Here is a 22239-nt window from a genome sequence, read left to right as displayed (position 1 = left end):
ACAACTGAGAAAACTCAGTTGTTTTTTTATTTTATCTATACAACATAAGAGAAAAGCCAAGAAAAATAATTAAAATATAAAAATAATAAGTTCGATAGATAAACATCAGTGCTAGGTATTCTCGAATCAACGCATAAGGTAAATAATGAAAAGGTGTTTTCGCACCAATCCCTTCTGCATGTACACTCGCACGACGAGCATAGACTCCACTTCTTAAAACATGGAAATTATTAGTAATAAAAACAATCTTTGTATGTTCCGTTAGATTTCCAATTATATCTCTACTATATAGAAAATTTTGATGGGTATTGACCGATTGATCTTCCATTATAATTTGTTTTTCTAAAATACCCTTTTCAACTAGATAATCCTTCATCACAGTTGCTTCTGAAATCGACTCATCTGTACTTTTCCCTCCACTGACAATAATACAAGAAAGCGGAATACCTCGTTTTTTTTGCTTGTGGTGAAAAAGAAGAGCTTCATCTAGACGATATTTTAATAGCAAACTGATTTTACCATTTGGTAGCAAACCTGACCCTAAAATAATAATGTAGTCTTTTTCTAAATCAGGACGAATCAATCGATATAAAAAGGCTAAAAAAACAAAGCCTAAAAATGTAATCAACACATATAAAAAAAACACACCTAACATAAATTCTAGTGTATAAACCATTTGGTTCTTTATCCACAAATGATTCGCTAAAATGAGGAAAAGAAGGATCAATAAAAAGATTCCTGTAGAAAATAAAACAGCATACTTACGAGACCACCTTCGCTTTTTTAAGCGAAGATAGGAGCGTAAAATAACTCCAACACTAAACAAAGCGAGCACGTATGGCGCCAGATTTAACGATATTTTTATTAATTGAGTCAATAAGCGTAAGAACTGTACCTCTATTGGAAAAGAACTCCGTTGAAGTACACCAAAAAAAACGAGAAGAACGGTAATAAACAAAAAGAAACCTCTTCCTCGATCCTCTTTACGCTTAAAAAAGAGGTTCATCAAAATAGTACCGGATAAAATTGCTAATCCATAAAATACCATCTTGCTCCTCCTTTTAAAGTTCATGAAATAGTTGATATACTTCTTGTTTTTTTATTTGACGGATTTTTGCTACTTTTTTTATGGCTTCTTTAGATGAAATTTCTTCTTCATCTATCAATAACTGCACATGTTCTTTCATATCGCTTGGGAAAATAGTTGTTGCTTCTTCTATTGGATGGCTATTTCCAGCTACCATCACACAAATTTCACCTTTAACTTCTGTTTCTTGCAACCACTCTAATACCTCGGCTGCATTCCCACGAATGAACTCTTCATATCGTTTGGTTAGTTCTCGACAGATAACTACTTGACGCTCACTTCCTAAAACAGATTCTAAGTTTTTTATCATATCCCGTAGTCGATGGGGTGATTCATAAAAAATAAGTGTTTCTGTTTTATTTTTGAGTAATTCCCATTGTGCTACCTGATCTTTTTTCTTTCGTTTCAAAAAACCAATAAATGTAAATGGTTGTGGAGAGAGTCCTGAAGCAATCAAGGCTGTAAGCCCTGCATTTGCTCCTGGTAATGGAACAACAGGAATTCCGGACTCTATACTGGCAACAACCAGTTCATGACCAGGGTCGCTAATAGAAGGCATTCCTGCATCACTCACTTGTGCGATAGATTCTCCTGCTAATAGTCTATCTACCAATTGAGGAATACGTTCTTGTGTATTATGCTCATGAAAACTAATTTGCGGGGTTGTAATATCAAAATGATTTAAAAGTTTCCGTGTATTTCTGGTGTCTTCCGAAGCAATCACATCTACTTCTTTCAACGTATCAACTGCACGGTATGTCATATCTCCCAAATTCCCGATAGGAGTGGGTACAAGATATAAGGTCCCCGAAGAATGTTCCCGGTAACTTTTTTGAATATTCATTTTTCTTGTACCTCCTTATTTTTTTTTTGCCATTTTGATAGTCTTTTTTCTTTTTCAGCACGCCTTAGTTTTTTAAAAGCTGCTTCTGCTTTTGTAGCGTCACTTCGAGTCTCAAAAGATTCATAGTGAATCATGTTCACAGGACGCCTACTTTTTGTATATTTAGAACCAATTCCAGCATTATGCTCTTTTTCTCTTCGTACTGGGTCCGTTGTATACCCTGCATAAAAAGAACCATCTGCACAAACAAGCACATAGAAGTAATGACGACGTTCTTGTTTTCCTTCTTCTTTATTCCCCAAAGAGAATCTCTTTCACTTCCTGCGAATAATCACCGGTCTGATCATGGACATACAAAGGAGGTAGAATTTTAAGTCCATCTTCTTTTCCATCTTTGATGGCTTCAATTAAAATCATATTCGCGTCTTTACCCATACGGGGATATACAAATTGAATCCGTTTCGGTGCTAGTCGATTGTTTCTTAAGGAATCCAAAATATCCAACAAACGATCTGGACGATGTACAAAATAAGCGTGACCATTCATTTTTAATAATTGGCTGGATTTTTTCATTAGTTCCGGCAAAGAGAGTAATATTTCATGACGAGCTAACGTAAACGCATCATTTGTATTCTTTGTACTGGTTGGTAAATCTTTAAAGTACGGTGGATTACAGGTAATCACATCCACAGAGTCTGGCCTAATCTGATCGGTTATTTTTTTTATATCCGCATGAATAAACGTAACTCGTTCTTCTAACTGATTTAATTCTACTGTTCTTCTCGCCATATCAATTAGCTTTTCTTGAATTTCTATCCCTACAACTGGATTGTTCGTCTTCCCAGTAAGTAAAAACGCAACAGCTCCATTTCCAGAACATAAATCTACAATTTTCGCACTCCGTACACGAGGGACAGAAGCAAAGTCAGCTAACAAGACCGCATCTAAAGAAAAAGAAAAAACGGATGAACTTTGAATGATTTCGATATTTTCTCTTTTCAAAACATCTAAACGTTCTCCTTTTTTCAGGAGAATTTTTCTCATCTGTTCTTTTTCCATTAACTCTGTTGCTCCCGTTCACCATAAATTACGTCTAAACAAAATACACAAGATTCATCATGTATTCTTCGAGTACCAAAATAGACATTACATACATGGAACCCATCTTCATATAGCTTTTGAAGGTTTTGACGTGATTTTGACATTTCTGGCTCACTTTCTTCCAGATTTGGAACAATTTCTTTTGTCATATACTCAATACGATCTCGAAGGTGTTGGTTTTCAATTTGTAATGTAGCATTTTCTTCAATTAAATGATTCATTTTTTCTTGAATTTCTTTCAAGTCTTCTCCTACAGATGAAATGTTTGTATCCACCCGATGGAATTTATCAAACAATGTACGTTTATCCATTTCTTTCACTCACTATTTCTTGTTTTCCCTATTAGCGACATTCCGACTTTAGCCAACGGGAATCATGATTTCTTCCCAGGCGTATTCTAACGTTTTACGTTCTGAAAAGAGGCGAACTTTAATTACTTGAGAGATAAGATTCAATCCGACCACTTTTCCGCGACCATCTGGCGTTTCAACTTCTTCACCATAATCTGGCATTAATTTTTTCATTTCTTCATAGTTTTCATTTTCGAAATTCAAACAGCAAAGGAGCCGTCCACATAATCCTGATATTTTTGAAGTATTCAAGGAAAGGCCTTGGTCTTTTGCCATTTTAATGGAGACCGGAACAAAATCACCTAAAAAAGTAGAACAACAAAGGGGTCTACCACATGGACCAATTCCACCTAAAATTTTAGTTTCATCGCGCGCTCCGATTTGTCTGAGCTCAATCCGTACTCGAAAAATAGATGCCAGTTCTCGAACTAGCTTTCGAAAATCTACACGGCCATTACTACTAAACAAAAAAGTAAGTTTTTTTCGATCAAATGAATATGTGCTCTGAATAATTTTCATTTCTAAACCAAATTCTCTCACTTTTTGTTTACAAATTTGCTGTGCTTTTTCTGCATCTTTTTTATTTATATGATTTTTCTCTACATCTAATTGTGTTGCCTTACGAATAATCTGATCATGAGAATAGGTTACATCTTCATCCTGACATTCCTTATAAGGAATACTGATTCTTCCCATTTCTTCATATTCGGATTGTTGAACAATCACTTGGTCATTTATTTGAAAATGGTCATTTCCTTTTTCATAATAAGAAAGGGGACCATTGGGGATAAATCTTAGGCCAATCACTTGTTTCATACTACATACACTCCTTTGTATTGCAGTACTTCTAGGGGCTTTTCTACGTTTTTTATTTCCAAGTATTCTTAATGGCTATGCTTTCCAATATCCCTTGTACTTGAACATTGGAACCAAGAGCTTGTTTCCCCTGCAAAATATTTTCGATTTGCTGAGTAATTGCCATAACATCTATACTTTTTCCTATCAACTTTTGATATTCTGGTACTAACTGTTTCTGGATTACTGCTTTTTCATTACCAAAATTTAAATATAAAAAGTCTCGATAATGAAACAACAGTAAATCTAGACAGAACAATGCACGCGATTTTTCTTTTACATGCTCCATGATATTCATTTGTACGTAGAGAAATGCCATTGGGTCTTGTGCAATCAGATATTGGAACCAACGCCAAGTCGTATTCCGTAATGCTTGGAATGACTCATCTTGTTCCAATTCTTTTGCTTCTGCCAAATCATTTGTTACTGCGGACAATAGTTCAGCATCTGCTATTTTTATATTTTCCGAAAGCAACAGTTCAATCATCGCTTGTCGGCGTAGCGGTTGAAAGTGAATAATTTGGCAACGGGAACGAATGGTTGGTAGAATGTTTTCTTTTACGGTAGTCAAAAGAAATAGATAGGTTCCTTCTCCGGGCTCTTCCAGAAAAGTAAGTAAACTATTTGCAGCGTTGACGGTCATCTTCTCTGCATCATCTATTATATATACTTTTTTACTGCCTTCTACAGCACTTTTGGAAAATTCAGCTTTTAATTCTCTTACTTGATCTACTTTAATAGATTGTCCATCCGGTTCAATTTCCGTTAAATCCGGTAAATCCCCCACTGCTATTCTTCGGCAACTTCGGCAATCCATACACGGTCTGCCTGCATCTGGACGTTCGCAAAAGATAGTAGCTGCTATCCATTTGGCCATATCTTTTTTACCTGTTCCACGCGACCCTTCGAATAAGTAAGCATGGCCTAGTCGTCGTTGAACAATCGTTCGAGCAAAACGATCCATTAAATCGGGTTGTCTTTGTTCTAGGCTTGTTAACATGATTTGCACCGCCTCCATTAGAAGTGGTGATAACTTTCTACTGGCATCACAAAAACGGTTGCTCCTCCAACATGAACTTGCATTGGGTAATGAATGGTACTGTCCAAGGAAACGTCTAGACTAACCGGTGACGTCATATATTGTTCTCTTGATTCACAATTCACCTTGATGATGTTCAAAGCTTCTTCGACACGATCGTCTTCGATTCCAATCATAAAAGTGGTATTTCCAGACCTTAAGAATCCACCTGAAGATGAGAGTTTCGTTGCACGAATATTCGCATCAACCAATTCATCAGACAATAGTGTGCTGTCTTTATCTTGAACAACTGCCATAATTAATTTCATAACAATCTCCTCTTTCCTGTATCATTCTAATTCATTTACAATTCTTTATAAAACCTATTCTGAATGGATTGCAAGCATTGCTTTGCAACTTCTTCCGGAGATAGACAACCATTAATTGTGACGATCCGTTCAGGATATTCTGCTGCTAATCGTAAGTATCCTTCTCGAACTTTTTCATGAAAATCTAGTTTTTCCTGATCGAGTCGATTATATTCCCTACTATCCTGATTTGTTAGAATTCTTTCCAATCCTACTTCCGCCGGAATATCCAAAAACAAGGTTAAATCTGGTTGGATTCCTTCGGTTGCAAATTCATTAATTTTAAAAATACCGGCCTCTCCAATTCCTCTTGCAAAACCTTGGTACGCAATAGAGCTATCTACAAAACGATCACAAAGAACGATTGCTCCTTTTTCTAAAGCAGGGATAACTTTTTCCACTAAATGCTGTCGGCGGCTCGCTGCATATAGTAAAGCTTCTGTGCGAGCATCCATCTCCGTATGTGTGGTATCCAAAATTATTTCTCGAATTTTTTCTGCAATCGGACTTCCACCAGGTTCTCTGGTAGCAAAAATCTGCTTTTCCGTATATTCAGGTAACTTTCTAACAATTTCTTGAAGTGCAGTCGTTTTTCCTGACCCATCCGGTCCTTCCAATGTGATGAATATGCCGTCCATAGTTTGCTCCTTACTTCTTTGTATTTCCATTATACGCTACGAACCTCATTTTTTATATGGATCTTTTCTATGAGGTTATAATTCACGTCTGCCGTCAATGGCTCGGAATAGAGTCATTTCATCAGCATATTCAATATCACTACCTACTGCTAATCCGTATGCTAAACGAGTCACTTTTATTCCTGCTGGTTTAATCAATCGAGAAAGATACATTGCTGTGGCTTCTCCTTCGGCAGTAGCATTGGTTGCGATAATGACTTCTAGTACTGTTTCATCTTGCAATCTTTTGATTAGACCGGCAATATTTAAGTCTTCTGGTCCAGTGCCTTCCATTGGAGAGAGCACTCCATTTAACACGTGATATAACCCATGGTATTCACGGATTTTTTCCATAGACATGATATCTCGTGGATTTTCCACTACTAATATCTTTGCTTGGTCTCTTTCTGTATCAGAACAAATCGCACAGGGGTCTTCTTCTGTTATATTTCCACATATCGAGCAGTGTCGCAAGTCTCTTTTGCTTCGAATCAATGCGTTAGCAAAGTTGACTACTTCCTCCTCTTCCATGTTTAAACAAAAAAAGGCTAAGCGGGCTGCCGTTTTTTGTCCAATCCCTGGCAACTTCATAAAACTTTCGATTAATTTTGCGATTGGTTCTGGATAATGCATACCTACTCTCCTTTACTTTGCTCTTGCTTCGTTATTTTCATTAAAATCCTGGCATAGATTTAGCAAATTTACCTAGTTTTTCTTTAGTTTCTACTTCGATTTTTTCTAGTGCTTGGTTGGTTGCCATTAAAACTAAATCTTGTAGCATTTCTACGTCTTCTGGATCAACTACTTCAGCTGCTATTTGTACATCTACAACTTTCTTATCGCCAGTCATCGTTACTTTCACTAAATCATTAGAAGCAACTCCTACAAATTCTGTTGTATTAATAACCTCTTGTGTTTCCTCTACCTGTTTTTGCATTTTTTGCATTTGTTTCATCATACCTTGCATATTTCCCATATTACCTTTCATATTTAAACGCTCCTTTTTATTTTGTATTTAATCATTCATAACGGTGACATTTTCTTGGCCAAACAAACTAATTGCTTGATCAACCACTTCTTGTTCTTTTTGTTCTTCTTGATCAAGCGGATCTGGTTCAATTTCTAAATCATATCCTCCAAAAGGCGGTGCATCTTGATCATCCAAACCAGAATCAGGTAGTTGTCTTGCTTTTTTTCATCATTTTCAGTTGAAATAGTTTGACTGGAAGAAGGTTGTGATACATCTTTTGTTGTCGGACCTTGTTGACTATCCGTAGTTGAATCAGCAGGTTTTTGTGTGTTCTTTCCATTTTTTATCGATTGAACATAACTTCTTCGCAATGAACTCCACTGCTCTCCAGTCATACAAACGACTTCTCCAGGACGTTGAGTAATTCTTCTTATTGCTTCATCCAACGCCTCTTGAAGTTCAACATCATCTGTTGCTTTTTGACAAAGGATTTCATAGTCAAAAGACAAGATACAAGCTGACTCACTGGCTGCCACTGGTTGAGCTTGCCGTAGAATCGCTCTTTGAGTCACACTCAAACAATCCAAGATATCTTTCCAGTCATCTTGTAAAGTTTTTAACTCTTTTTTTGAAGCTTCTCTCATAATTTGCTGAGCTCGACTGATATTTGGTTTAAAACTATTTCGAGTTTCACTTTTATTTGCAGAACTTCGTCGGGTTGCTTTCTTTTCTGATGCGCCAGATTCGTTTGCATTCGTCACTTGAATACGACCACTCTTTAAATCTTTTAAAACAGTTGAAAGTTCTTTTTTAAGAGAGGCCACTTCTTGTTCTAGCTGTTGGATTTCACCTTTAGAAGACTCACTTTGTTTTGGTTCATTTTTTGGTGCCTTTGCTGGTTGAGCCATTTTTACAGCTAAAACTTCTAGATACACTTCTGGCTGAGTAGAAAACCGCATTTCTTTTTGAGTATGATTCAGCTCTTCCATCATTCGATAAAGGAACGACGGCTCTACTTCTGCAGCGTACTCTTGAAAAGAATCCGTTGCTTGTTCGGTATCTTTATCCGAGCGACCATCTGTTTGTTTATATATAAGAATATCTCGAGAGAATAGAATCATTTCTTCTACAAATCGCCCTGCTTCTTTTCCTTCTGACAAAATTGATTGAAGAATATTCAATCCTTCTTTTGCACTTTGGTTCCATAGAGCCTGGAGAAAAGATAGCATCATTTCTTCCGTTAAACTACCAGAAACCTTTACTGCATTTTCAAGAGTAATGGTTTCAGAATCATAAGAAATAATTTGATCTAGTAGACTCAAAGCATCTCGCATTCCACCATTTGCAGCCCGCGCTATAATATGAAGGGCTTCTTCGTCGAAAGAAATCTTTTCTTCTCCTAAAATATATCTCATTCGACCTAAAATATCTTTATAGGTAATACGCTTGAAATCAAATCGCTGTGTTCGCGAAATGATCGTCAAAGGAATTTTATGTGGTTCGGTCGTTGCTAATATAAAAATGACATTCCCAGGAGGTTCTTCCAAAGTCTTCAAAAGTGCATTGAATGCTCCCGTAGAAAGCATATGAACTTCATCAATGATATAGATTTTATATTCTGCTTGAGTAGGAGCATAACGTGCTTTATCACGGATATCGCGAATCTCTTCCACACCATTATTACTGGCAGCATCAATTTCAATTACATCATTCAGTCGACCTTCTGTAATTGCATGACAGATTTCACACTCATTACAAGGTTCTCCATCTTTTTGGTTTGGACAGTTAATCGCTTTGGCAAATATTTTTGCTGCACTAGTTTTCCCTGTACCCCTAGGTCCGGTGAATAAATAGGCATGACTATTTTTTTGCTGCATTAATGCATTTCTCAAAGTTCGCGTAACGGCTTCTTGCCCCGCGATATCTTCAAAACGCTGTAGCCGCCATACTCGATAAAGTGCTTGATAGCTCATGCTTCCCCTTCTTTCCCTTTAAGCTTCATTCCTTCATTATACGGTAAATATAGCAAAATAGAAAGGCTTGTCAAGCTTCCTTTCTACCCCACTCCCCACTTCTTTGGTTAACTTTTTTAAATGAATCATCCTAGGAGTGTTTTGCTATTTATATAGCGTATTCTTTGCAGTGTAAACGTTTTTCCGATAAAATAGTTGTAAGTACTTGAAACATCATACAGAAAGTTGAGGGAAATATTATGGGAAAATTCGTAAGAGGTCCATTTACTACCATTGATGAAGTAAAAGAAGCTTTGAACCACTTGCATAACGAAGGATATTCTTCAAAGGATGTTACCGTTGTTGCAAATCATAAACAAGATTTGGATGCTTTAAAATCATCAACATCAGCAGATATTTCTAAAGAAGATGGAGATCATTTGAATGATACAGAAAACCAGTCTTATTGGAACGAATTAAGCGATCAATTCTCTGGTTTCTTTTTCAATAGCCATTTAACTGGAACACCTGATTCTCCTATCGTAGGATATGTACCCACTCCTAATCGCATGGCGGATACAGAGATGTTGAATGAACAACACGTAATAGAAGATGAGGACCCAACAGAGCTTTTAGCAACCTTTAAAGATGATTTAGAGGATGGAAAAATTGTTATCCTAGTTGAAGATACAAAAAATATAGATGCAAAATTCAATTTAGATGCTATCGATGATTATAAAGATACCCTGATTGTAGAGGACGAAGGGGAAGTGAATGCAGACCCTTCTGAAGTAATGAATGAAACCGTTACTGAACGGGACTCCCATCCAGATATTGATAACGATGAAGAGGTTCTGGAGCAAGAAACAACGTATGTACCTACTGATTCAGTAGATGATGAAGAAACAAATCGCAACCACCCTACTTTATAAGCATTGGGGTTGATTGTATGATAACGTTTTTTACAAAGCCTGGACAAATGTTCAGGCTTTTTCATTTCAAAATAAAAAATCAGTCTGCTATCCTTATCGGGTAGTAGACTGATTGTAATTTTTATATAACTTACAGCACATGGCGAAACCTATTTATAGCTGCTTCCTTCCGGACCTGACTCAATTCATAAGATCACCATTGCCATAAGGCCTTTCGGCAATACTTAGTATACCATAGAACTAAAAACAGTTCCACCCTTTATTCACAATTATTTCGACGAAGGTGTTTTCTGTTTTCCTCTTTACGTTTTTTACGAAGTTCTCGAAAAAAAGATTGAAGCATTTCCCTGCATTCTTCTTCCAGTAACCCTTTTTCAACCACTGCTTGGTGATTAAATCGTTCATCTTCCAACAGGTTCATTAGCGTACCTGCCGTACCCGCCTTCAAATCCGATGCACCATAATAAACCTTCTTTACACGAGAAAGAATAATTGCCCCTGTGCACATCGGACAAGGCTCTAACGTTACAAATATTTCTGCATCTTCCAATCGCCAGTTTTCTAAATTCTCATTCGCTTGACGAATTGCCTGCATTTCAGCGTGTGTCGTTGCGTCTTGGGTAGTTTCTCGAGCATTATGTCCTCGTCCAATAATAACTCCATCTCGTACTACTATAGCGCCAATGGGGACTTCTCCCATTGACTTTGCTTTTTCAGCTTCCTTTAAAGCTTCTCGCATAAAAAATTCTTGCTCCGCTCGTTCCATCCTTATTCCCTCTTTATTCCCTCTTTTTTTTATCCTTATTTTTAACTATAGCACAATGTTTTTTAGTGGGGTATTTTCCTGAAAGGAATTTAGTAAATAAGTAAATAAAATGGTAGAATAAGAGGTGATGACACAATAGTAAGGAAGGGATTTAATGGAAGATTTGCTGCTAGAACTTTTTCCTGAAATTCAAATAAATGAAACGATGTGTATGCCAGAAGGATACTTTAGTATTCCATTTGAAAACAAGTGGATCCACTTTCCCCCTGGTACGATTAGTGAACGAGAAAAAATTCTCCTACACCAAATTATTATGGATGAAACGGTGGATGAAAAACCTCAAAATCATATTTGGGCACAGTTCTTACTAGAAGGTAGTGCCAATATTCCATCTGATTATGAGGAAGTTCAGTTACTACAATTTATTCTGAAGCTGTCTGCTGAAGAAGAGAAAAATTTTGATCAAAAACTTTGGCTGGATGCTTTTAAAAGCACCTTCTCTTTCATCAAAGAAGGCTTTTTTGTAAATAATCACTATGGGGTCGTTATTTTAAATAACCCTACTCATATAGAGTTACAACAAGAAATTGACGGAGTTTTGAACGTGTTAGATGATGATTTTTCTATTCGTTCCAGTGTTTATTTAGGTCAAAATTGGTCCGTTAATAAAAATCTTCCGCTTATTTTCGCTGAAGAACAAAAAATATTTCGTAATAATCATGCTTCTACTAAGCGTTCAAAGATTAGCCAACTCCCAGAAATTGCCCTACTACATTATTCACAGGCTACCGCACTGAATAGTCCGATTCTACATCATTTGAAAGAGAAGATTAAAACGGTTGACGGAGGTCCTGATCTAGTTGTTTCTATATGGAATAATCAAGGGAATATTTCTAAAGCAGCTGCAGAATTATACGTTCATCGAAATACCTTTCAATATCGTTTGGATCGTTTTTTTGATATTGTGGGGCTAAACTTAAAAAATATGGACGATTTGTTACTTGGATATTTAGCATCCATATCACGGACTGACGAACATAGTAGTATTTGATTATTGGATGAAGTCAAAAAAGAAGGAAGACCATTGGAGTAAAAACTCCATGTCTTCCTTCTTTCTTATTGTTTCTTATTTACTAAATTTATCTTCTACTGTACTTTTATAATCAGAAGCTTTATCTTTCAAATCTGAAAATGCATCTACTGCTGAGTCTTTCCAGTCTCCTGTTTTATCAATTACATTTAGCAGCATATCAATTTCTTTTTCAGTCAATGTTTCTACTGCTTGCATGACTTTATTATTACCGCTAAATTTACTTTTAATAAAATGTTTTACTCGCTGACGTTTCAAGTATCCTTCAATTTTATCAATCGTATCTTCTTCATATGCCATCACAGCAGCTACTGCAGCTATGGCAGCCGTAGCAGTTAAACCAACAATCAATGCTTTTTTTGAGTTTTTCTTCATTATTTCTTCCTCCTTGATTTGTTCTATACACTCATTTTAGCATATAAAAAAGGGTTTACCGAATGATATGAATGCTTATAAAAAAAGTTCGTATCTTTTTACTATTAATAAGAAAGCGTTTCTATTCTTTTCCGAAAACAAAAAACAGCCATGATTGGCTGCTTTTTGTTTTCTTTAAGAGTCATGTGTAACCATTTCTTTTTTTCTTCATTTTCAGTTAATTTTAGTGTTCCTTTTTTTGAACGAATACGGATTTCCCCGTTTCTAGCACCAATCGTTACTGAATCTCCAAATTTAATGGATCCACTAAGCATTTCTTCACTCAGTTTGTCTTCAATTTCTTTTTGAATGGCTCGACGAATTGGACGCGCACCATACTCAGGATCAAATCCTGCTTTTGCAACTACATCAATCGCCGCTGGAGTTATTTTGATATGAACATCTAGTTCTTCCAAACGCTTCTTGATATTATTGGTCATTAGTTTGACAATTTCATGCAATTCTTCTTTTTCTAAAGAATGGAAAACAATTGATTCGTCAATTCGGTTTAAGAATTCTGGTCGGAACGTATTTTTCAGTTCTTCACGGATTCGTTTTTCCATAGCTGTATAATCCTTTTTAGGATCTTTGACATTAAAGCCAACTGATTTTTCATCACGTAAGGCTGTTGCACCTAAATTGGAAGTCATGATGAGAATCGTGTTTCGGAAATCAACTTTTCTTCCTTTTGAATCTGTTAAGTGTCCGTCATCCAGTACCTGAAGTAAGATATTAAATACATCTGGATGAGCTTTTTCAATTTCATCTAACAAAACAACAGAATAAGGTTTTTGCCTAATTTTTTCTGTTAATTGACCACCTTCATCATAACCAACATACCCAGGTGGAGATCCTACTAAACGACTCGTTGTGAATTTCTCCATAAATTCAGACATATCGATTCGGATTAACGCATCTTCTGAACCAAACATCGCTTCAGCAAGTGTCTTCGCTAACTCTGTTTTCCCAACACCCGTTGGACCCAAGAATAAGAAGCTTCCAATTGGACGTTCCGGATCTTTTAATCCCGAGCGAGCTCTTCTAATCGCACGAGATACTGCATTAACAGCTTCTTCTTGACCGATTACACGTTCATGTAGTACTTTTTCAAGTTTCATCAAACGTTCACTTTCTTTTTGTTCCATTTGGTCGACAGGAATTCCTGTCCATAAAGCTACAACCTGAGCAACATCTCTTTCATCCACACGTAATGAATAGGTCGTTTCTTCTGATAATGTTTCTGTAGTTATTTTCTTTAATTTTAGTTTTCGAGACATTTCTTTTTTGCGGATGCGAGCAGCCATATCAAAATCTTGATTTAAAATAGCTTCTTCTTTATCTTTACTCAGTTTAACAAGCTCTTCTTCTAATTTTCCTACAGGTGTTTCACCATGTGTGACATCTAATCTTACTTTTGCGGCTGATTCATCAATTAAGTCAATTGCCTTATCAGGTAGACGTCTAGAAGTAATGTAACGAACCGAGAATTTAACGGCTGCTTTAATAGCTTCATCTGTAATTTCTACATTATGATGTTCTTCATAACGACTTCTTAACCCTTTCAAAATATCAATGGTCTCTTCTGGATTAGGTTCTTCAATATGAATAGGTGCAAAACGTCTTTCTAAAGCAGCATCTTTTTCAATGTATTTTTGATATTCATCCAGAGTCGTTGCACCAATAGTTTGTAACTCTCCACGTGCTAATGCTGGTTTCAAGATATTAGAAGCATCAATTGCGCCTTCTGCCCCACCAGCTCCAATTAAAGTATGCAGCTCATCAATGAAGAGAATAACATTTCCATCTCGATATACTTCATCGATGATTTTTTTCATTCTTTCCTCAAATTCACCTCTGTATTTTGTACCAGCAACTAATGAACCCATGTCTAGCATCATTAATCGTTTATTACTTAGTGTTTCAGGAACTTCCCCTGAGACAATTTTTTGAGCAAGTCCTTCTACAATTGCTGTTTTACCAACACCTGGTTCACCAACTAAAACGGGGTTGTTTTTCGTTCTACGAGAAATGACTTGCAGAATCCGACGAACTTCCGGATCTCTTCCCACGATTGGGTCTAATTTTCCTCTACGTGCTAAATCAGTCAGGTCACGAGCTAAGGAATCTAACGTTGGTGTCCCTTCTGTATCGTTCTTAGCATTTTTCTTACTTCCCCGTGCATCGCCTCTTAGAGGTTGTTTCAAACCTAGTTTTTCATATAAAGACTTCCGAAGTGTATTTGGATCTACTTGTAAGTTCTTTAATATTTTCACTGCCAGAATTTCTTCTTTTAGCAAACCTAAGAGAATATGTTCCGTACCAACTAAAGGGACTCCCAAACGTTGGGATTCATTTGTTGCATACATAACGACTTTTTTAGCACGAGGCGAAAATGGCATAGGTGCAAATTGGTTTTCTACTTTCTTAGCAGTACCAAACCCAGTAAGTTGCTCAATTTCTTTTTGAATGGCATCTTCCGTCACTTCACTGTCCCGTAAAAGTTTTCCGGCAATCCCTTCTGGTTCACGTATTAAGCCTAATAAAATATGCTCTGTACCGATAGACTGGTGTTTAAAATGATGTGCTGCTCCCGTGGCAAGCAGTAATGCTTGACTGGCTTTATCTGTGAATAGTTCATCCATCTTTAACGCCTCCTTTTCAATATAATTCCAGTTTTTTTATAAACTCTTTCTTATTCAAAACGTAAACTCTTCAGCATTTTTACTAATAAGTGTGCACGTAAATGATCTTCATCCTCTTCAAAGCATTGTAGAAAGGTTTTATCCATTACGGAAAGAAGTAAGTTTCCTTCCCGCTTCGTTAAGATTTTGTTGTTAAAAAGGTTTTGAATAACAGCGTAAGCATCTTTTTCTGTGATTGTTTCTCCGATGATTCGTGCCATTTCATCCAGAAGGTGAGCTCCATTTAGAAATTTCACCTTCATAATTCGTATATATCCACCGCCACCACGTTTACTTTCTACTATATAACCATGTTCTTCAGTAAAGCGAGTGTTGATGACATAATTGATTTGAGAGGGTACACAATTGAAGCGAACAGCCATCTCATTTCGGCGTATTTCTATTTGTTCTTCTGTTTTCAAAATCTTTTTTATATATTCTTCGATAATGTCAGACATATTTTGATTTTGCAAGAAAATCCGCCTCCCTTCAACTGACTAATTTTGACTATTACATCTAAATAGTATGTTATTATGCTCCTTGTGTCAATTAGAAAGCTAGGAAAACCGGTATCTTTCACTATAAATAATCCTTTTTATTCATGGTCTTTGGTAATTTATTATACCTGTAGAAGAAAGAGAAATACAGATATTTGATTTAGAAAATATTTATGCTTTTTGATAGATTTTGAATGGTTTTGAATGATTTTGCTTGTTTGATCTTTTGTATCATGATATAGTTGTATCAAGAGGTGATGAATGTGCTTACAGATGAAAGGTATCAAGTCATCCTGAACTTACTGGAACAACAAGAAATCGTGAAAACTCAAGAAATTATTGATAAAACAGGGAGTTCCGAGTCAACGATTCGTAGAGATCTCAGTACGTTAGAGAATCAAGGATTGTGTGTACGGGTTCATGGTGGAGCAAAACGAGAAAGTAAGCCTCAAAACTTACAAAACGAATTAGAAATGGAAATAAAATCTTCTTTATTTATAGAAGACAAAAAGAAAATTGCTCAATTAGCAGCTTCACTAATAGTAGATGGAGATGTTATTTTTCTAGATGCAGGTACAACTACTTACGAATTGATTCCTTTTTTAAAAGGGAAGAATGTTACGGTAGTAACCAATGGAATTCCTCATGCTAACCTGTTGGCCGATTTAAAAGTTTCTACCATTTTGTTAGGTGGAAAAATTAAAATGCAGACCAAAGCAACAATTGGAAGTGAGTGTCTTCAGCAACTAAGGCAATATCGTTTTAGTAAAAGTTTCTTGGGTATGAATGGTGTCGATTTTCTTTATGGGTATACAACTCCCGATATTGAAGAAGCAAATATAAAGAGAACAGCTATTTCTCATGCAGCACAAGCTTATGTACTAGCAGATACCTCTAAATTTAAGGAGGTCAGCTTTGCAAAAGTTGCTGATTTGGATGAGTGTGAAATCATTACACACCATGCAGACCCAAAACTTCGGGCCCTTTTTGAGAAAAAAACAAATTTTTGGGAGGAGAGTATATGATATATACAGTAACGTTGAATCCATCTATTGACTATATTGTTCGTTTAGAAACTTTACAGTTAGGAATGGTTAATCGGATTCAAGAAGACTTCAAACTACCTGGTGGAAAAGGAATTAATGTATCACGAATTCTCAGTCGACTGAATATTGATTCCGTTGCATTAGGCTATCTTGGTGGTTTTACAGGTCAATTTATAAAGGATTATCTGGATGATGAGGGGATTCAAAATGATTTTACTTCTGTACAAGAAGATACCCGCATTAATGTTAAAGTGAAATCCGATGAGGAAACAGAAATGAATGGTCAAGGGCCTAAAATTACTTTACAAGAACAAGAGCAATTCTTAGAAAAATTGTCTCCCCTTACCTCTGATGATGTCGTTATTTTATCAGGTAGCAAACCACAAAGTCTTTCCCAAGACTACTATCAACAATTGATTCAAATTTTAAACCAAAAAAATGTTTCTTTTGTTATCGATACAACAGGAGAAGAACTTGTGGATGCTCTTCAACATAAGCCCCTGGTAGTAAAACCTAATCATCATGAATTAGCTGAAATTTATGGGTTTACAGCTGATTCTTTCGATGACATCATCCCCTATGGGAAAAAGCTTCTAGAAGAAGGAGCGAAATTTGCCCTTGTTTCTATGGCAGATAAAGGTGCACTCTTTTTTGATGGTCACTCTGTTTATCATGGTCAAGCACCCCATCAGACCGTTAAAAACTCAGTAGGTTCAGGAGACTCTATGATTGCTGGTTTCACAGGAACCTATATGGCATCTGGAGATCCCTTAGAAGCTTTCCGAATTGGTTTAGCTTGCGGAAGTGCTACTGCTTTTGCAGATGATTTAGCTACAAGAGAGGAAATTGATACATTAATTCCTCAAATTAAAATTACAGAATTAAAGAATTAAAAAAATTATACAAACGAAAGGGATGTTAACATAATGAAAATTAAAGATATTATGCTTAAAGATTTAATGGTTATCCCGCTTCAAGCTCAAACAAAAGAGGGTGTCATTGATGAAATGACAACTAAATTAAAAGAAAATGGGATTATTGATGACTATGATCTTTTTAAAGAAGGAATTTTAGCAAGAGAAAAACAAACTTCTACTGGACTTGGTGATGGAATTGCAATGCCTCATGCTAAAAATAAAGCTGTAAAAAAACCAGCCGTTGTTTTTGCAAAGAGTGACGCCGGTGTCGACTATGATTCTTTAGATGGTCAACCAGCACATCTGTTTTTCATGATTGCTGCACCAGATAATGCAAACAATGTGCACTTGGAAGTATTAGCTAGTCTATCTAGATTACTAATTAATCCGGATTTAATACAAAAACTTAAAAATGCAACCTCTGCAGAAGAAGTCGAAACTTTATTTGACAATGCAGAAACTGAAAAAGAATTAGAAGAAAGTGCTTCTGAATCTGCACAGACAACTACTGCTACACAAGAATCTGCACCTCGTCCTTTTGTAGTTGCTGTAACAGCTTGTCCTACAGGAATTGCTCATACTTACATGGCAGAAGATTCTCTGAAAAAGAAAGCAAAAGAAATGGGCGTAGATATCCGCGTAGAAACAAATGGTTCAGATGGAACAAAGAACCGTTTAACTGCAGAAGAAATTCAGCGTGCTTCTACCATCATTGTAGCTGCTGATAAAAAAGTAGAAATGAATCGCTTTAGCGGAAAACGTGTTCTAGAAAGGCCTGTAAGTGACGGAATCAATAAAACAGAAGAACTCATTAATAAAGCTATTAATCAAGAAGCTCCTATTTTCCATGGTGAAGGCGACACTAGTAAAGATGACAATGAGTATGATAAAGCTTCTGGCCTAGGAACCATTTATAAAGACTTAATGAATGGGATCTCTCATATGCTTCCTTTCGTTGTAGGTGGAGGAATTATTCTAGCTCTTTCATTCTTATTTGAAAATTGGTTTGGTAGTGAGAGCGCACTATTCCTTTCATTTAATACAGTAGGTGGAGCAGCATTTAATTTCTTAATCCCTATCCTAGCAGGATATATCGCTTATAGTATCGCTGATCGCCCTGGTTTACTTCCAGGTATGGCTGGTGGGTTGCTTGCTGTTTCTAGCAATGCGGGATTCCTTGGTGGGTTGATTGCAGGTTTCATGGCTGGTTATGTTATGATTCTAGTCAAAAAAATGCTCTCCTCTCTGCCTAAGTCACTAGCAGGATTAAAAACAATTCTTCTTTTCCCAGTATTTGGTTTATTAATTACTGGTTTACTAATGTACTTTATCATAGGCCCTGTCTTCTCTACTATTAACAATGCAATGATCAGTTTCTTAGGTAGTTTAGGTACAGGGAATGCGATTCTATTAGGTGCCGTTTTAGGTGGTATGATGGCAATTGATATGGGTGGTCCTTTCAACAAAGCTGCTTATGCATTCTCCATTGGTATTTTTACAGATACAGGAGATGGACGTTGGATGGCTGCAGTCATGGCAGGTGGTATGATTCCTCCGTTAGCAATTGGTTTGGCAACTATGTTATTCCGAAAGAAATTCACATCAGCAGAGCGTCAATCTGGTTTATCTAACATTGTATTGGGAATGTCTTTCATTACTGAAGGAGCTATTCCATTTGCAGCTGCAGACCCATTGCGCGTAATTGGTTCTTCTATTATCGGATCTGCAATTGCTGGAGGACTTACACAGTTCTGGAATACGGCAATTCCTGCACCACACGGTGGAATATTCGTAATTGGATTAGCTGATAACCCATTGATGTTCCTTCTAGCTCTTATTATAGGAGCAATCATATCAGCCATTATCTTAGGTATATGGAAAAAGAACACTCCTGATGAAGGTTCTTTAGAAATGCATAATATTTAATTAGTTTATAAATAGGAAAGAGATGGGGACTTTTATCCCCATCTCTTTCCTATTTTTTTAACTATTTTTTTTACACGGAATAATAGGTAAATCCGACGCCCACTTCACAATTAATACTCAGAGGGCCTGTGACTATCTTTCTTTTATTCGCTCCAGTACTCGGGGGGAACGCCTTTTAGTTCGCTCTCTTCCTACGCTAAGTCACGTAGAAAACCCATTTTACTTAACAAAAAAAAAGCAGATCACCTCTCATGAAGAAGGATCTACTTTTTCTATCGGGAAAACAGGATTCGAACCTGCGACCCCTTGGTCCCAAACCAAGTGCTCTACCAAGCTGAGCTATTTCCCGTTTAAAAATGCACCCAGTAGGACTCGAACCTACAACCGCTTGATTCGAAGTCAAGAACTCTATCCAATTGAGCTATGGGTGCAAATATATTTTTTTATGTTGGATAAAAATGAAGGTAGTATTTACTAATAAAAATAACCTAACCATCATTTAAAAATATAAAAAGCGGAAGACGGGGTTCGAACCCGCGACCCCCACCTTGGCAAGGTGATGTTCTACCACTGAACTACTTCCGCAAAGATGCCGGCTAAAGGATTTGAACCCTCGACCCTCTGATTACAAATCAGATGCTCTACCAACTGAGCTAAGCCGGCTAAAGAATGAGTTATGCAGGGCTCGAACCTGCGACCCTCTGATTAAAAGTCAGATGCTCTACCAGCTGAGCTAATAACTCCAGATAAAAAAGTATAAAAAAAAATGCGCGGCAGCGTCCTACTCTCACAAAGGGAAACCCTTCACTACAATCGGCGCTTGGAAGCTTAACTTCTGTGTTCGAGATGGGAACAGGTGTGGCCTTCCAGCCATCGCCACCGCACATTTTTATGGGTTTAAGGAAACATTGTTCCCTCAAAACTGAATACACAACATGAAAAACAAAGTCGGACCAGGCACCGCATTACGTCGCTGCCTGTTTTTGGTTAAGTCCTCGACCGATTAGTACGGGTCCGCTCCATGCATCGCTGCACTTCCACTTCCCGCCTATCCACCTGATCGTCTCTCAGGGGTCTTACTCACTTCAAGTGATGGGAAATCTCATCTTGAGGGGGGCTTCACGCTTAGATGCTTTCAGCGTTTATCCCGTCCACACATAGCTACCCAGCGATGCTCCTGGCGGAACAACTGGTACACCAGCGGTGTGTCCATCCCGGTCCTCTCGTACTAAGGACAGCTCCTCTCAAATTTCCAACGCCCGCGACGGATAGGGACCGAACTGTCTCACGACGTTCTGAACCCAGCTCGCGTACCGCTTTAATGGGCGAACAGCCCAACCCTTGGGACCGACTACAGCCCCAGGATGCGATGAGCCGACATCGAGGTGCCAAACCTCCCCGTCGATGTGAACTCTTGGGGGAGATAAGCCTGTTATCCCCAGGGTAGCTTTTATCCGTTGAGCGATGGCCCTTCCATACGGAACCACCGGATCACTAAGCCCGACTTTCGTCCCTGCTCGACTTGTCTGTCTCGCAGTCAAGCTCCCTTCTGCCTTTGCACTCTACGAATGATTTCCAACCATTCTGAGGGAACCTTTGGGCGCCTCCGTTACACTTTAGGAGGCGACCGCCCCAGTCAAACTGCCCGTCTGACACTGTCTCCCGGCCCGATAAGGGCCGCGGGTTAGAGTGTTCCTGCCGCAAGGGTAGTATCCCACCGTCGCCTCGACCGAGACTAGCGTCCCGGCTTCATTGGCTCCTACCTATCCTGTACATACGGCACAAACACGCAATATCAAACTGCAGTAAAGCTCCATGGGGTCTTTCCGTCCTGTCGCGGGTAACCAGCATCTTCACTGGTACTATAATTTCACCGAGTCTCTCGTTGAGACAGTGCCCAAATCGTTACGCCTTTCGTGCGGGTCGGAACTTACCCGACAAGGAATTTCGCTACCTTAGGACCGTTATAGTTACGGCCGCCGTTTACTGGGGCTTCAATTCGAAGCTTCGCCCGAAAGCTAACCTCTCCTCTTAACCTTCCAGCACCGGGCAGGCGTCAGCCCCTATACGTCATCTTTCGATTTTGCAGAGACCTGTGTTTTTGATAAACAGTCGCTTGGGCCTATTCACTGCGGCTGACCTTTCGGTCAGCACCCCTTCTCCCGAAGTTACGGGGTCATTTTGCCGAGTTCCTTAACGAGAGTTCGCTCGCTCACCTTAGGATTCTCTCCTCGACTACCTGTGTCGGTTTGCGGTACGGGCAGTTGATTTCTAACGAGAAGCTTTTCTTGGCAGTGTGACTGCGGGAACTTCGGTACTTAATTTCCCTCCCCATCACAACTCATCCTTCGCGGGTAGAAGCATTTGACTCCTTCCCAGACTTGTTGCTTGGGCGCGCATATCCATCAGCGCGCATTCCGTTGCCTCCTGCGTCCCTCCATTGTTCAAACAAAATCAACTGGTACAGGAATCTCAACCTGTTGTCCATCGCCTACGCCTATCGGCCTCGGCTTAGGTCCCGACTAACCCTGGGAGGACGAGCCTTCCCCAGGAAACCTTAGTCATTCGGTGGACGGGATTCTCACCCGTCTTTCGTTACTCATACCGGCATTCTCACTTCTAAGCGCTCCACCAGTCCTCACGGTCTCGCTTCAACGCCCTTAGAACGCTCTCCTACCACAGAACCAATGGTTCTGTCCACAGCTTCGGTGATCTGTTTAGCCCCGGTAAATTTTCGGCGCAGGGTCA

21 protein-coding genes, 5 tRNA genes, 2 rRNA genes, 1 other RNA gene and 1 pseudogene (1 of these 30 running past the window's edge) are annotated in these 22239 nt (G+C 38.2%); 5 read left to right on the top strand and 25 right to left on the bottom strand.

The window, feature by feature from the left end; genetic code table 11:
• Positions 1 to 31: 31 nt before the first annotated feature.
• The 13 genes from LZ578_RS01695 to dnaX all read right to left on the bottom strand — a co-directional run bounded on the left by LZ578_RS01695 (position 32) and on the right by dnaX (position 9243).
• Entirely contained in the window at positions 32 to 1048 is a 1017-nt protein-coding gene (locus tag LZ578_RS01695) for a YdcF family protein (protein WP_235145625.1), read from the bottom strand.
• Positions 1049 to 1061: 13 nt separating this feature from the next.
• A complete protein-coding gene (gene rsmI, locus LZ578_RS01690) occupies positions 1062 to 1931 on the bottom strand; it encodes a 16S rRNA (cytidine(1402)-2'-O)-methyltransferase (RefSeq protein WP_235145624.1) in 870 nt (289 codons plus the stop codon).
• Positions 1928 to 2233 (bottom strand): GIY-YIG nuclease family protein, encoded by a 306-nt coding sequence (locus LZ578_RS01685; RefSeq protein WP_235145623.1) that lies wholly within the window; start codon positions 2231 to 2233, stop codon positions 1928 to 1930. The genes rsmI and LZ578_RS01685 overlap by 4 nt, the downstream gene beginning before the upstream one ends.
• The gene (locus LZ578_RS01680; RefSeq protein WP_235145622.1) at positions 2223 to 2990 is read right to left on the bottom strand and encodes a tRNA1(Val) (adenine(37)-N6)-methyltransferase; all 768 of its coding nucleotides are present in this window, start codon (positions 2988 to 2990) and stop codon (positions 2223 to 2225) included. The genes LZ578_RS01685 and LZ578_RS01680 overlap by 11 nt, the downstream gene beginning before the upstream one ends.
• Positions 2990 to 3343 (bottom strand): DNA replication initiation control protein YabA, encoded by a 354-nt coding sequence (locus LZ578_RS01675; RefSeq protein WP_235145621.1) that lies wholly within the window; start codon positions 3341 to 3343, stop codon positions 2990 to 2992. The genes LZ578_RS01680 and LZ578_RS01675 overlap by 1 nt, the downstream gene beginning before the upstream one ends.
• 48 nt (positions 3344 to 3391) lie before the next feature.
• Positions 3392 to 4198: a stage 0 sporulation family protein gene (locus tag LZ578_RS01670; RefSeq protein WP_235145620.1), complete on the bottom strand. Its 807-nt coding sequence runs from the start codon at positions 4196 to 4198 to the stop codon at positions 3392 to 3394.
• A gap of 52 nt (positions 4199 to 4250) precedes the next feature.
• Entirely contained in the window at positions 4251 to 5237 is a 987-nt protein-coding gene (gene holB, locus LZ578_RS01665; protein WP_235145619.1) for a DNA polymerase III subunit delta', read from the bottom strand.
• Positions 5238 to 5254: 17 nt separating this feature from the next.
• A complete protein-coding gene (locus tag LZ578_RS01660; RefSeq protein WP_235145618.1) occupies positions 5255 to 5584 on the bottom strand; it encodes a cyclic-di-AMP receptor in 330 nt (109 codons plus the stop codon).
• A 35-nt stretch (positions 5585 to 5619) separates the two neighbouring features.
• Complete coding sequence (tmk, locus tag LZ578_RS01655) at positions 5620 to 6261, bottom strand: dTMP kinase (RefSeq protein WP_235145617.1); 642 nt, start codon at positions 6259 to 6261, stop codon at positions 5620 to 5622.
• A 75-nt stretch (positions 6262 to 6336) separates the two neighbouring features.
• Positions 6337 to 6933 (bottom strand): recombination mediator RecR, encoded by a 597-nt coding sequence (gene recR, locus LZ578_RS01650; protein WP_235145616.1) that lies wholly within the window; start codon positions 6931 to 6933, stop codon positions 6337 to 6339.
• A gap of 40 nt (positions 6934 to 6973) precedes the next feature.
• Positions 6974 to 7288, bottom strand: a complete 315-nt coding sequence (locus LZ578_RS01645; RefSeq protein WP_235145615.1) for a YbaB/EbfC family nucleoid-associated protein — start codon at positions 7286 to 7288, stop codon at positions 6974 to 6976.
• Between the two features lie 27 nt (positions 7289 to 7315).
• The gene (locus tag LZ578_RS01640) at positions 7316 to 7465 is read right to left on the bottom strand and encodes a hypothetical protein (RefSeq protein WP_235145614.1); all 150 of its coding nucleotides are present in this window, start codon (positions 7463 to 7465) and stop codon (positions 7316 to 7318) included.
• Positions 7423 to 9243, bottom strand: coding sequence for a DNA polymerase III subunit gamma/tau (gene dnaX / locus LZ578_RS01635; RefSeq protein ID WP_235145613.1), 1821 nt, complete (start codon positions 9241 to 9243; stop codon positions 7423 to 7425). Before dnaX ends, LZ578_RS01640 begins: the two co-directional genes overlap by 43 nt.
• Positions 9244 to 9482: 239 nt before the next feature.
• Between dnaX and LZ578_RS01630 the strand changes: the two genes are divergently transcribed.
• Positions 9483 to 10154, top strand: a complete 672-nt coding sequence (locus LZ578_RS01630) for a general stress protein (RefSeq protein ID WP_235145612.1) — start codon at positions 9483 to 9485, stop codon at positions 10152 to 10154.
• 123 nt (positions 10155 to 10277) lie between these two features.
• On the opposite strand, the gene ffs is transcribed toward LZ578_RS01630, so the two are convergent.
• Positions 10278 to 10366, bottom strand: an RNA gene (gene ffs, locus LZ578_RS01625) — signal recognition particle sRNA small type.
• 47 nt (positions 10367 to 10413) lie between these two features.
• On the bottom strand, positions 10414 to 10920 hold the full coding sequence (gene tadA / locus LZ578_RS01620) for a tRNA adenosine(34) deaminase TadA (RefSeq protein WP_235145611.1): 507 nt from the start codon (positions 10918 to 10920) through the stop codon (positions 10414 to 10416).
• Positions 10921 to 11074: 154 nt separating this feature from the next.
• Here tadA and LZ578_RS01615 point away from each other — a divergent pair, with 154 nt between their 5' ends.
• Positions 11075 to 11971, top strand: coding sequence for a helix-turn-helix domain-containing protein (locus LZ578_RS01615; RefSeq protein ID WP_235145610.1), 897 nt, complete (start codon positions 11075 to 11077; stop codon positions 11969 to 11971).
• 75 nt (positions 11972 to 12046) lie between these two features.
• Here LZ578_RS01615 and LZ578_RS01610 read toward each other — a convergent pair whose 3' ends face one another.
• From LZ578_RS01610 to LZ578_RS01600, 3 genes and pseudogenes are all read right to left on the bottom strand, one after another.
• The gene (locus LZ578_RS01610) at positions 12047 to 12385 is read right to left on the bottom strand and encodes a hypothetical protein (RefSeq protein WP_235145609.1); all 339 of its coding nucleotides are present in this window, start codon (positions 12383 to 12385) and stop codon (positions 12047 to 12049) included.
• A gap of 203 nt (positions 12386 to 12588) precedes the next feature.
• A pseudogene (locus LZ578_RS01605) lies at positions 12589 to 15066 on the bottom strand (ATP-dependent Clp protease ATP-binding subunit); the annotation flags it as partial.
• Between the two features lie 50 nt (positions 15067 to 15116).
• Entirely contained in the window at positions 15117 to 15578 is a 462-nt protein-coding gene (locus tag LZ578_RS01600) for a CtsR family transcriptional regulator (protein WP_235145608.1), read from the bottom strand.
• Positions 15579 to 15865: 287 nt separating this feature from the next.
• On the opposite strand from LZ578_RS01600, the gene LZ578_RS01595 reads away from it, so the two are divergent.
• Genes LZ578_RS01595 through LZ578_RS01585 form a run of 3 tightly spaced genes read left to right on the top strand, consistent with a single transcriptional unit; the run spans position 15866 to position 19491 of the window.
• On the top strand, positions 15866 to 16627 hold the full coding sequence (locus LZ578_RS01595) for a DeoR/GlpR family DNA-binding transcription regulator (protein WP_235145607.1): 762 nt from the start codon (positions 15866 to 15868) through the stop codon (positions 16625 to 16627).
• Positions 16624 to 17541 (top strand): 1-phosphofructokinase, encoded by a 918-nt coding sequence (gene pfkB / locus LZ578_RS01590; protein ID WP_235145606.1) that lies wholly within the window; start codon positions 16624 to 16626, stop codon positions 17539 to 17541. The genes LZ578_RS01595 and pfkB overlap by 4 nt, the downstream gene beginning before the upstream one ends.
• A gap of 33 nt (positions 17542 to 17574) precedes the next feature.
• The gene (locus LZ578_RS01585) at positions 17575 to 19491 is read left to right on the top strand and encodes a fructose-specific PTS transporter subunit EIIC (protein ID WP_235145605.1); all 1917 of its coding nucleotides are present in this window, start codon (positions 17575 to 17577) and stop codon (positions 19489 to 19491) included.
• 275 nt (positions 19492 to 19766) lie between these two features.
• On the opposite strand, the gene LZ578_RS01580 is transcribed toward LZ578_RS01585, so the two are convergent.
• The 7 genes from LZ578_RS01580 to LZ578_RS01550 all read right to left on the bottom strand — a co-directional run.
• Positions 19767 to 19840, bottom strand: a tRNA-Pro gene (locus LZ578_RS01580).
• A gap of 8 nt (positions 19841 to 19848) precedes the next feature.
• A tRNA-Arg gene (locus tag LZ578_RS01575) sits at positions 19849 to 19922 on the bottom strand.
• A gap of 82 nt (positions 19923 to 20004) precedes the next feature.
• Positions 20005 to 20076 (bottom strand) — tRNA-Gly (locus LZ578_RS01570).
• A 5-nt stretch (positions 20077 to 20081) separates the two neighbouring features.
• Positions 20082 to 20154, bottom strand: a tRNA-Thr gene (locus LZ578_RS01565).
• A gap of 7 nt (positions 20155 to 20161) precedes the next feature.
• Positions 20162 to 20234, bottom strand: a tRNA-Lys gene (locus LZ578_RS01560).
• Positions 20235 to 20259: 25 nt separating this feature from the next.
• Positions 20260 to 20375 (bottom strand): 5S ribosomal RNA (gene rrf / locus LZ578_RS01555).
• Positions 20376 to 20474: 99 nt separating this feature from the next.
• Positions 20475 to 22239: ribosomal RNA gene (locus LZ578_RS01550) — 23S ribosomal RNA — on the bottom strand (it continues 1152 nt past the right edge of the window).

Origin of the sequence: Jeotgalibaca sp. MA1X17-3 (assembly GCF_021513155.1) — a bacterium.
GTDB lineage: Bacteria > Bacillota > Bacilli > Lactobacillales > Aerococcaceae > Jeotgalibaca.
This window is presented reverse-complemented; position numbering and strand designations above follow the sequence as displayed.

Coding starts and splice junctions, on each gene's coding strand:
- LZ578_RS01695 (WP_235145625.1), bottom strand. CDS start 1,048: ATGGTATTTTATGGATTAGCAATTTTATCCGGTACTATTTTGATGAAC.
- rsmI (WP_235145624.1), bottom strand. CDS start 1,931: ATGAATATTCAAAAAAGTTACCGGGAACATTCTTCGGGGACCTTATAT.
- LZ578_RS01680 (WP_235145622.1), bottom strand. CDS start 2,990: ATGGAAAAAGAACAGATGAGAAAAATTCTCCTGAAAAAAGGAGAACGT.
- LZ578_RS01675 (WP_235145621.1), bottom strand. CDS start 3,343: ATGGATAAACGTACATTGTTTGATAAATTCCATCGGGTGGATACAAAC.
- LZ578_RS01670 (WP_235145620.1), bottom strand. CDS start 4,198: ATGAAACAAGTGATTGGCCTAAGATTTATCCCCAATGGTCCCCTTTCT.
- holB (WP_235145619.1), bottom strand. CDS start 5,237: ATGTTAACAAGCCTAGAACAAAGACAACCCGATTTAATGGATCGTTTT.
- LZ578_RS01660 (WP_235145618.1), bottom strand. CDS start 5,584: ATGAAATTAATTATGGCAGTTGTTCAAGATAAAGACAGCACACTATTG.
- tmk (WP_235145617.1), bottom strand. CDS start 6,261: ATGGACGGCATATTCATCACATTGGAAGGACCGGATGGGTCAGGAAAA.
- recR (WP_235145616.1), bottom strand. CDS start 6,933: ATGCATTATCCAGAACCAATCGCAAAATTAATCGAAAGTTTTATGAAG.
- LZ578_RS01645 (WP_235145615.1), bottom strand. CDS start 7,288: ATGAAAGGTAATATGGGAAATATGCAAGGTATGATGAAACAAATGCAA.
- dnaX (WP_235145613.1), bottom strand. CDS start 9,243: ATGAGCTATCAAGCACTTTATCGAGTATGGCGGCTACAGCGTTTTGAA.
- LZ578_RS01630 (WP_235145612.1), top strand. CDS start 9,483: ATGGGAAAATTCGTAAGAGGTCCATTTACTACCATTGATGAAGTAAAA.
- tadA (WP_235145611.1), bottom strand. CDS start 10,920: ATGGAACGAGCGGAGCAAGAATTTTTTATGCGAGAAGCTTTAAAGGAA.
- LZ578_RS01615 (WP_235145610.1), top strand. CDS start 11,075: ATGGAAGATTTGCTGCTAGAACTTTTTCCTGAAATTCAAATAAATGAA.
- LZ578_RS01610 (WP_235145609.1), bottom strand. CDS start 12,385: ATGAAGAAAAACTCAAAAAAAGCATTGATTGTTGGTTTAACTGCTACG.
- pfkB (WP_235145606.1), top strand. CDS start 16,624: ATGATATATACAGTAACGTTGAATCCATCTATTGACTATATTGTTCGT.
- LZ578_RS01585 (WP_235145605.1), top strand. CDS start 17,575: ATGAAAATTAAAGATATTATGCTTAAAGATTTAATGGTTATCCCGCTT.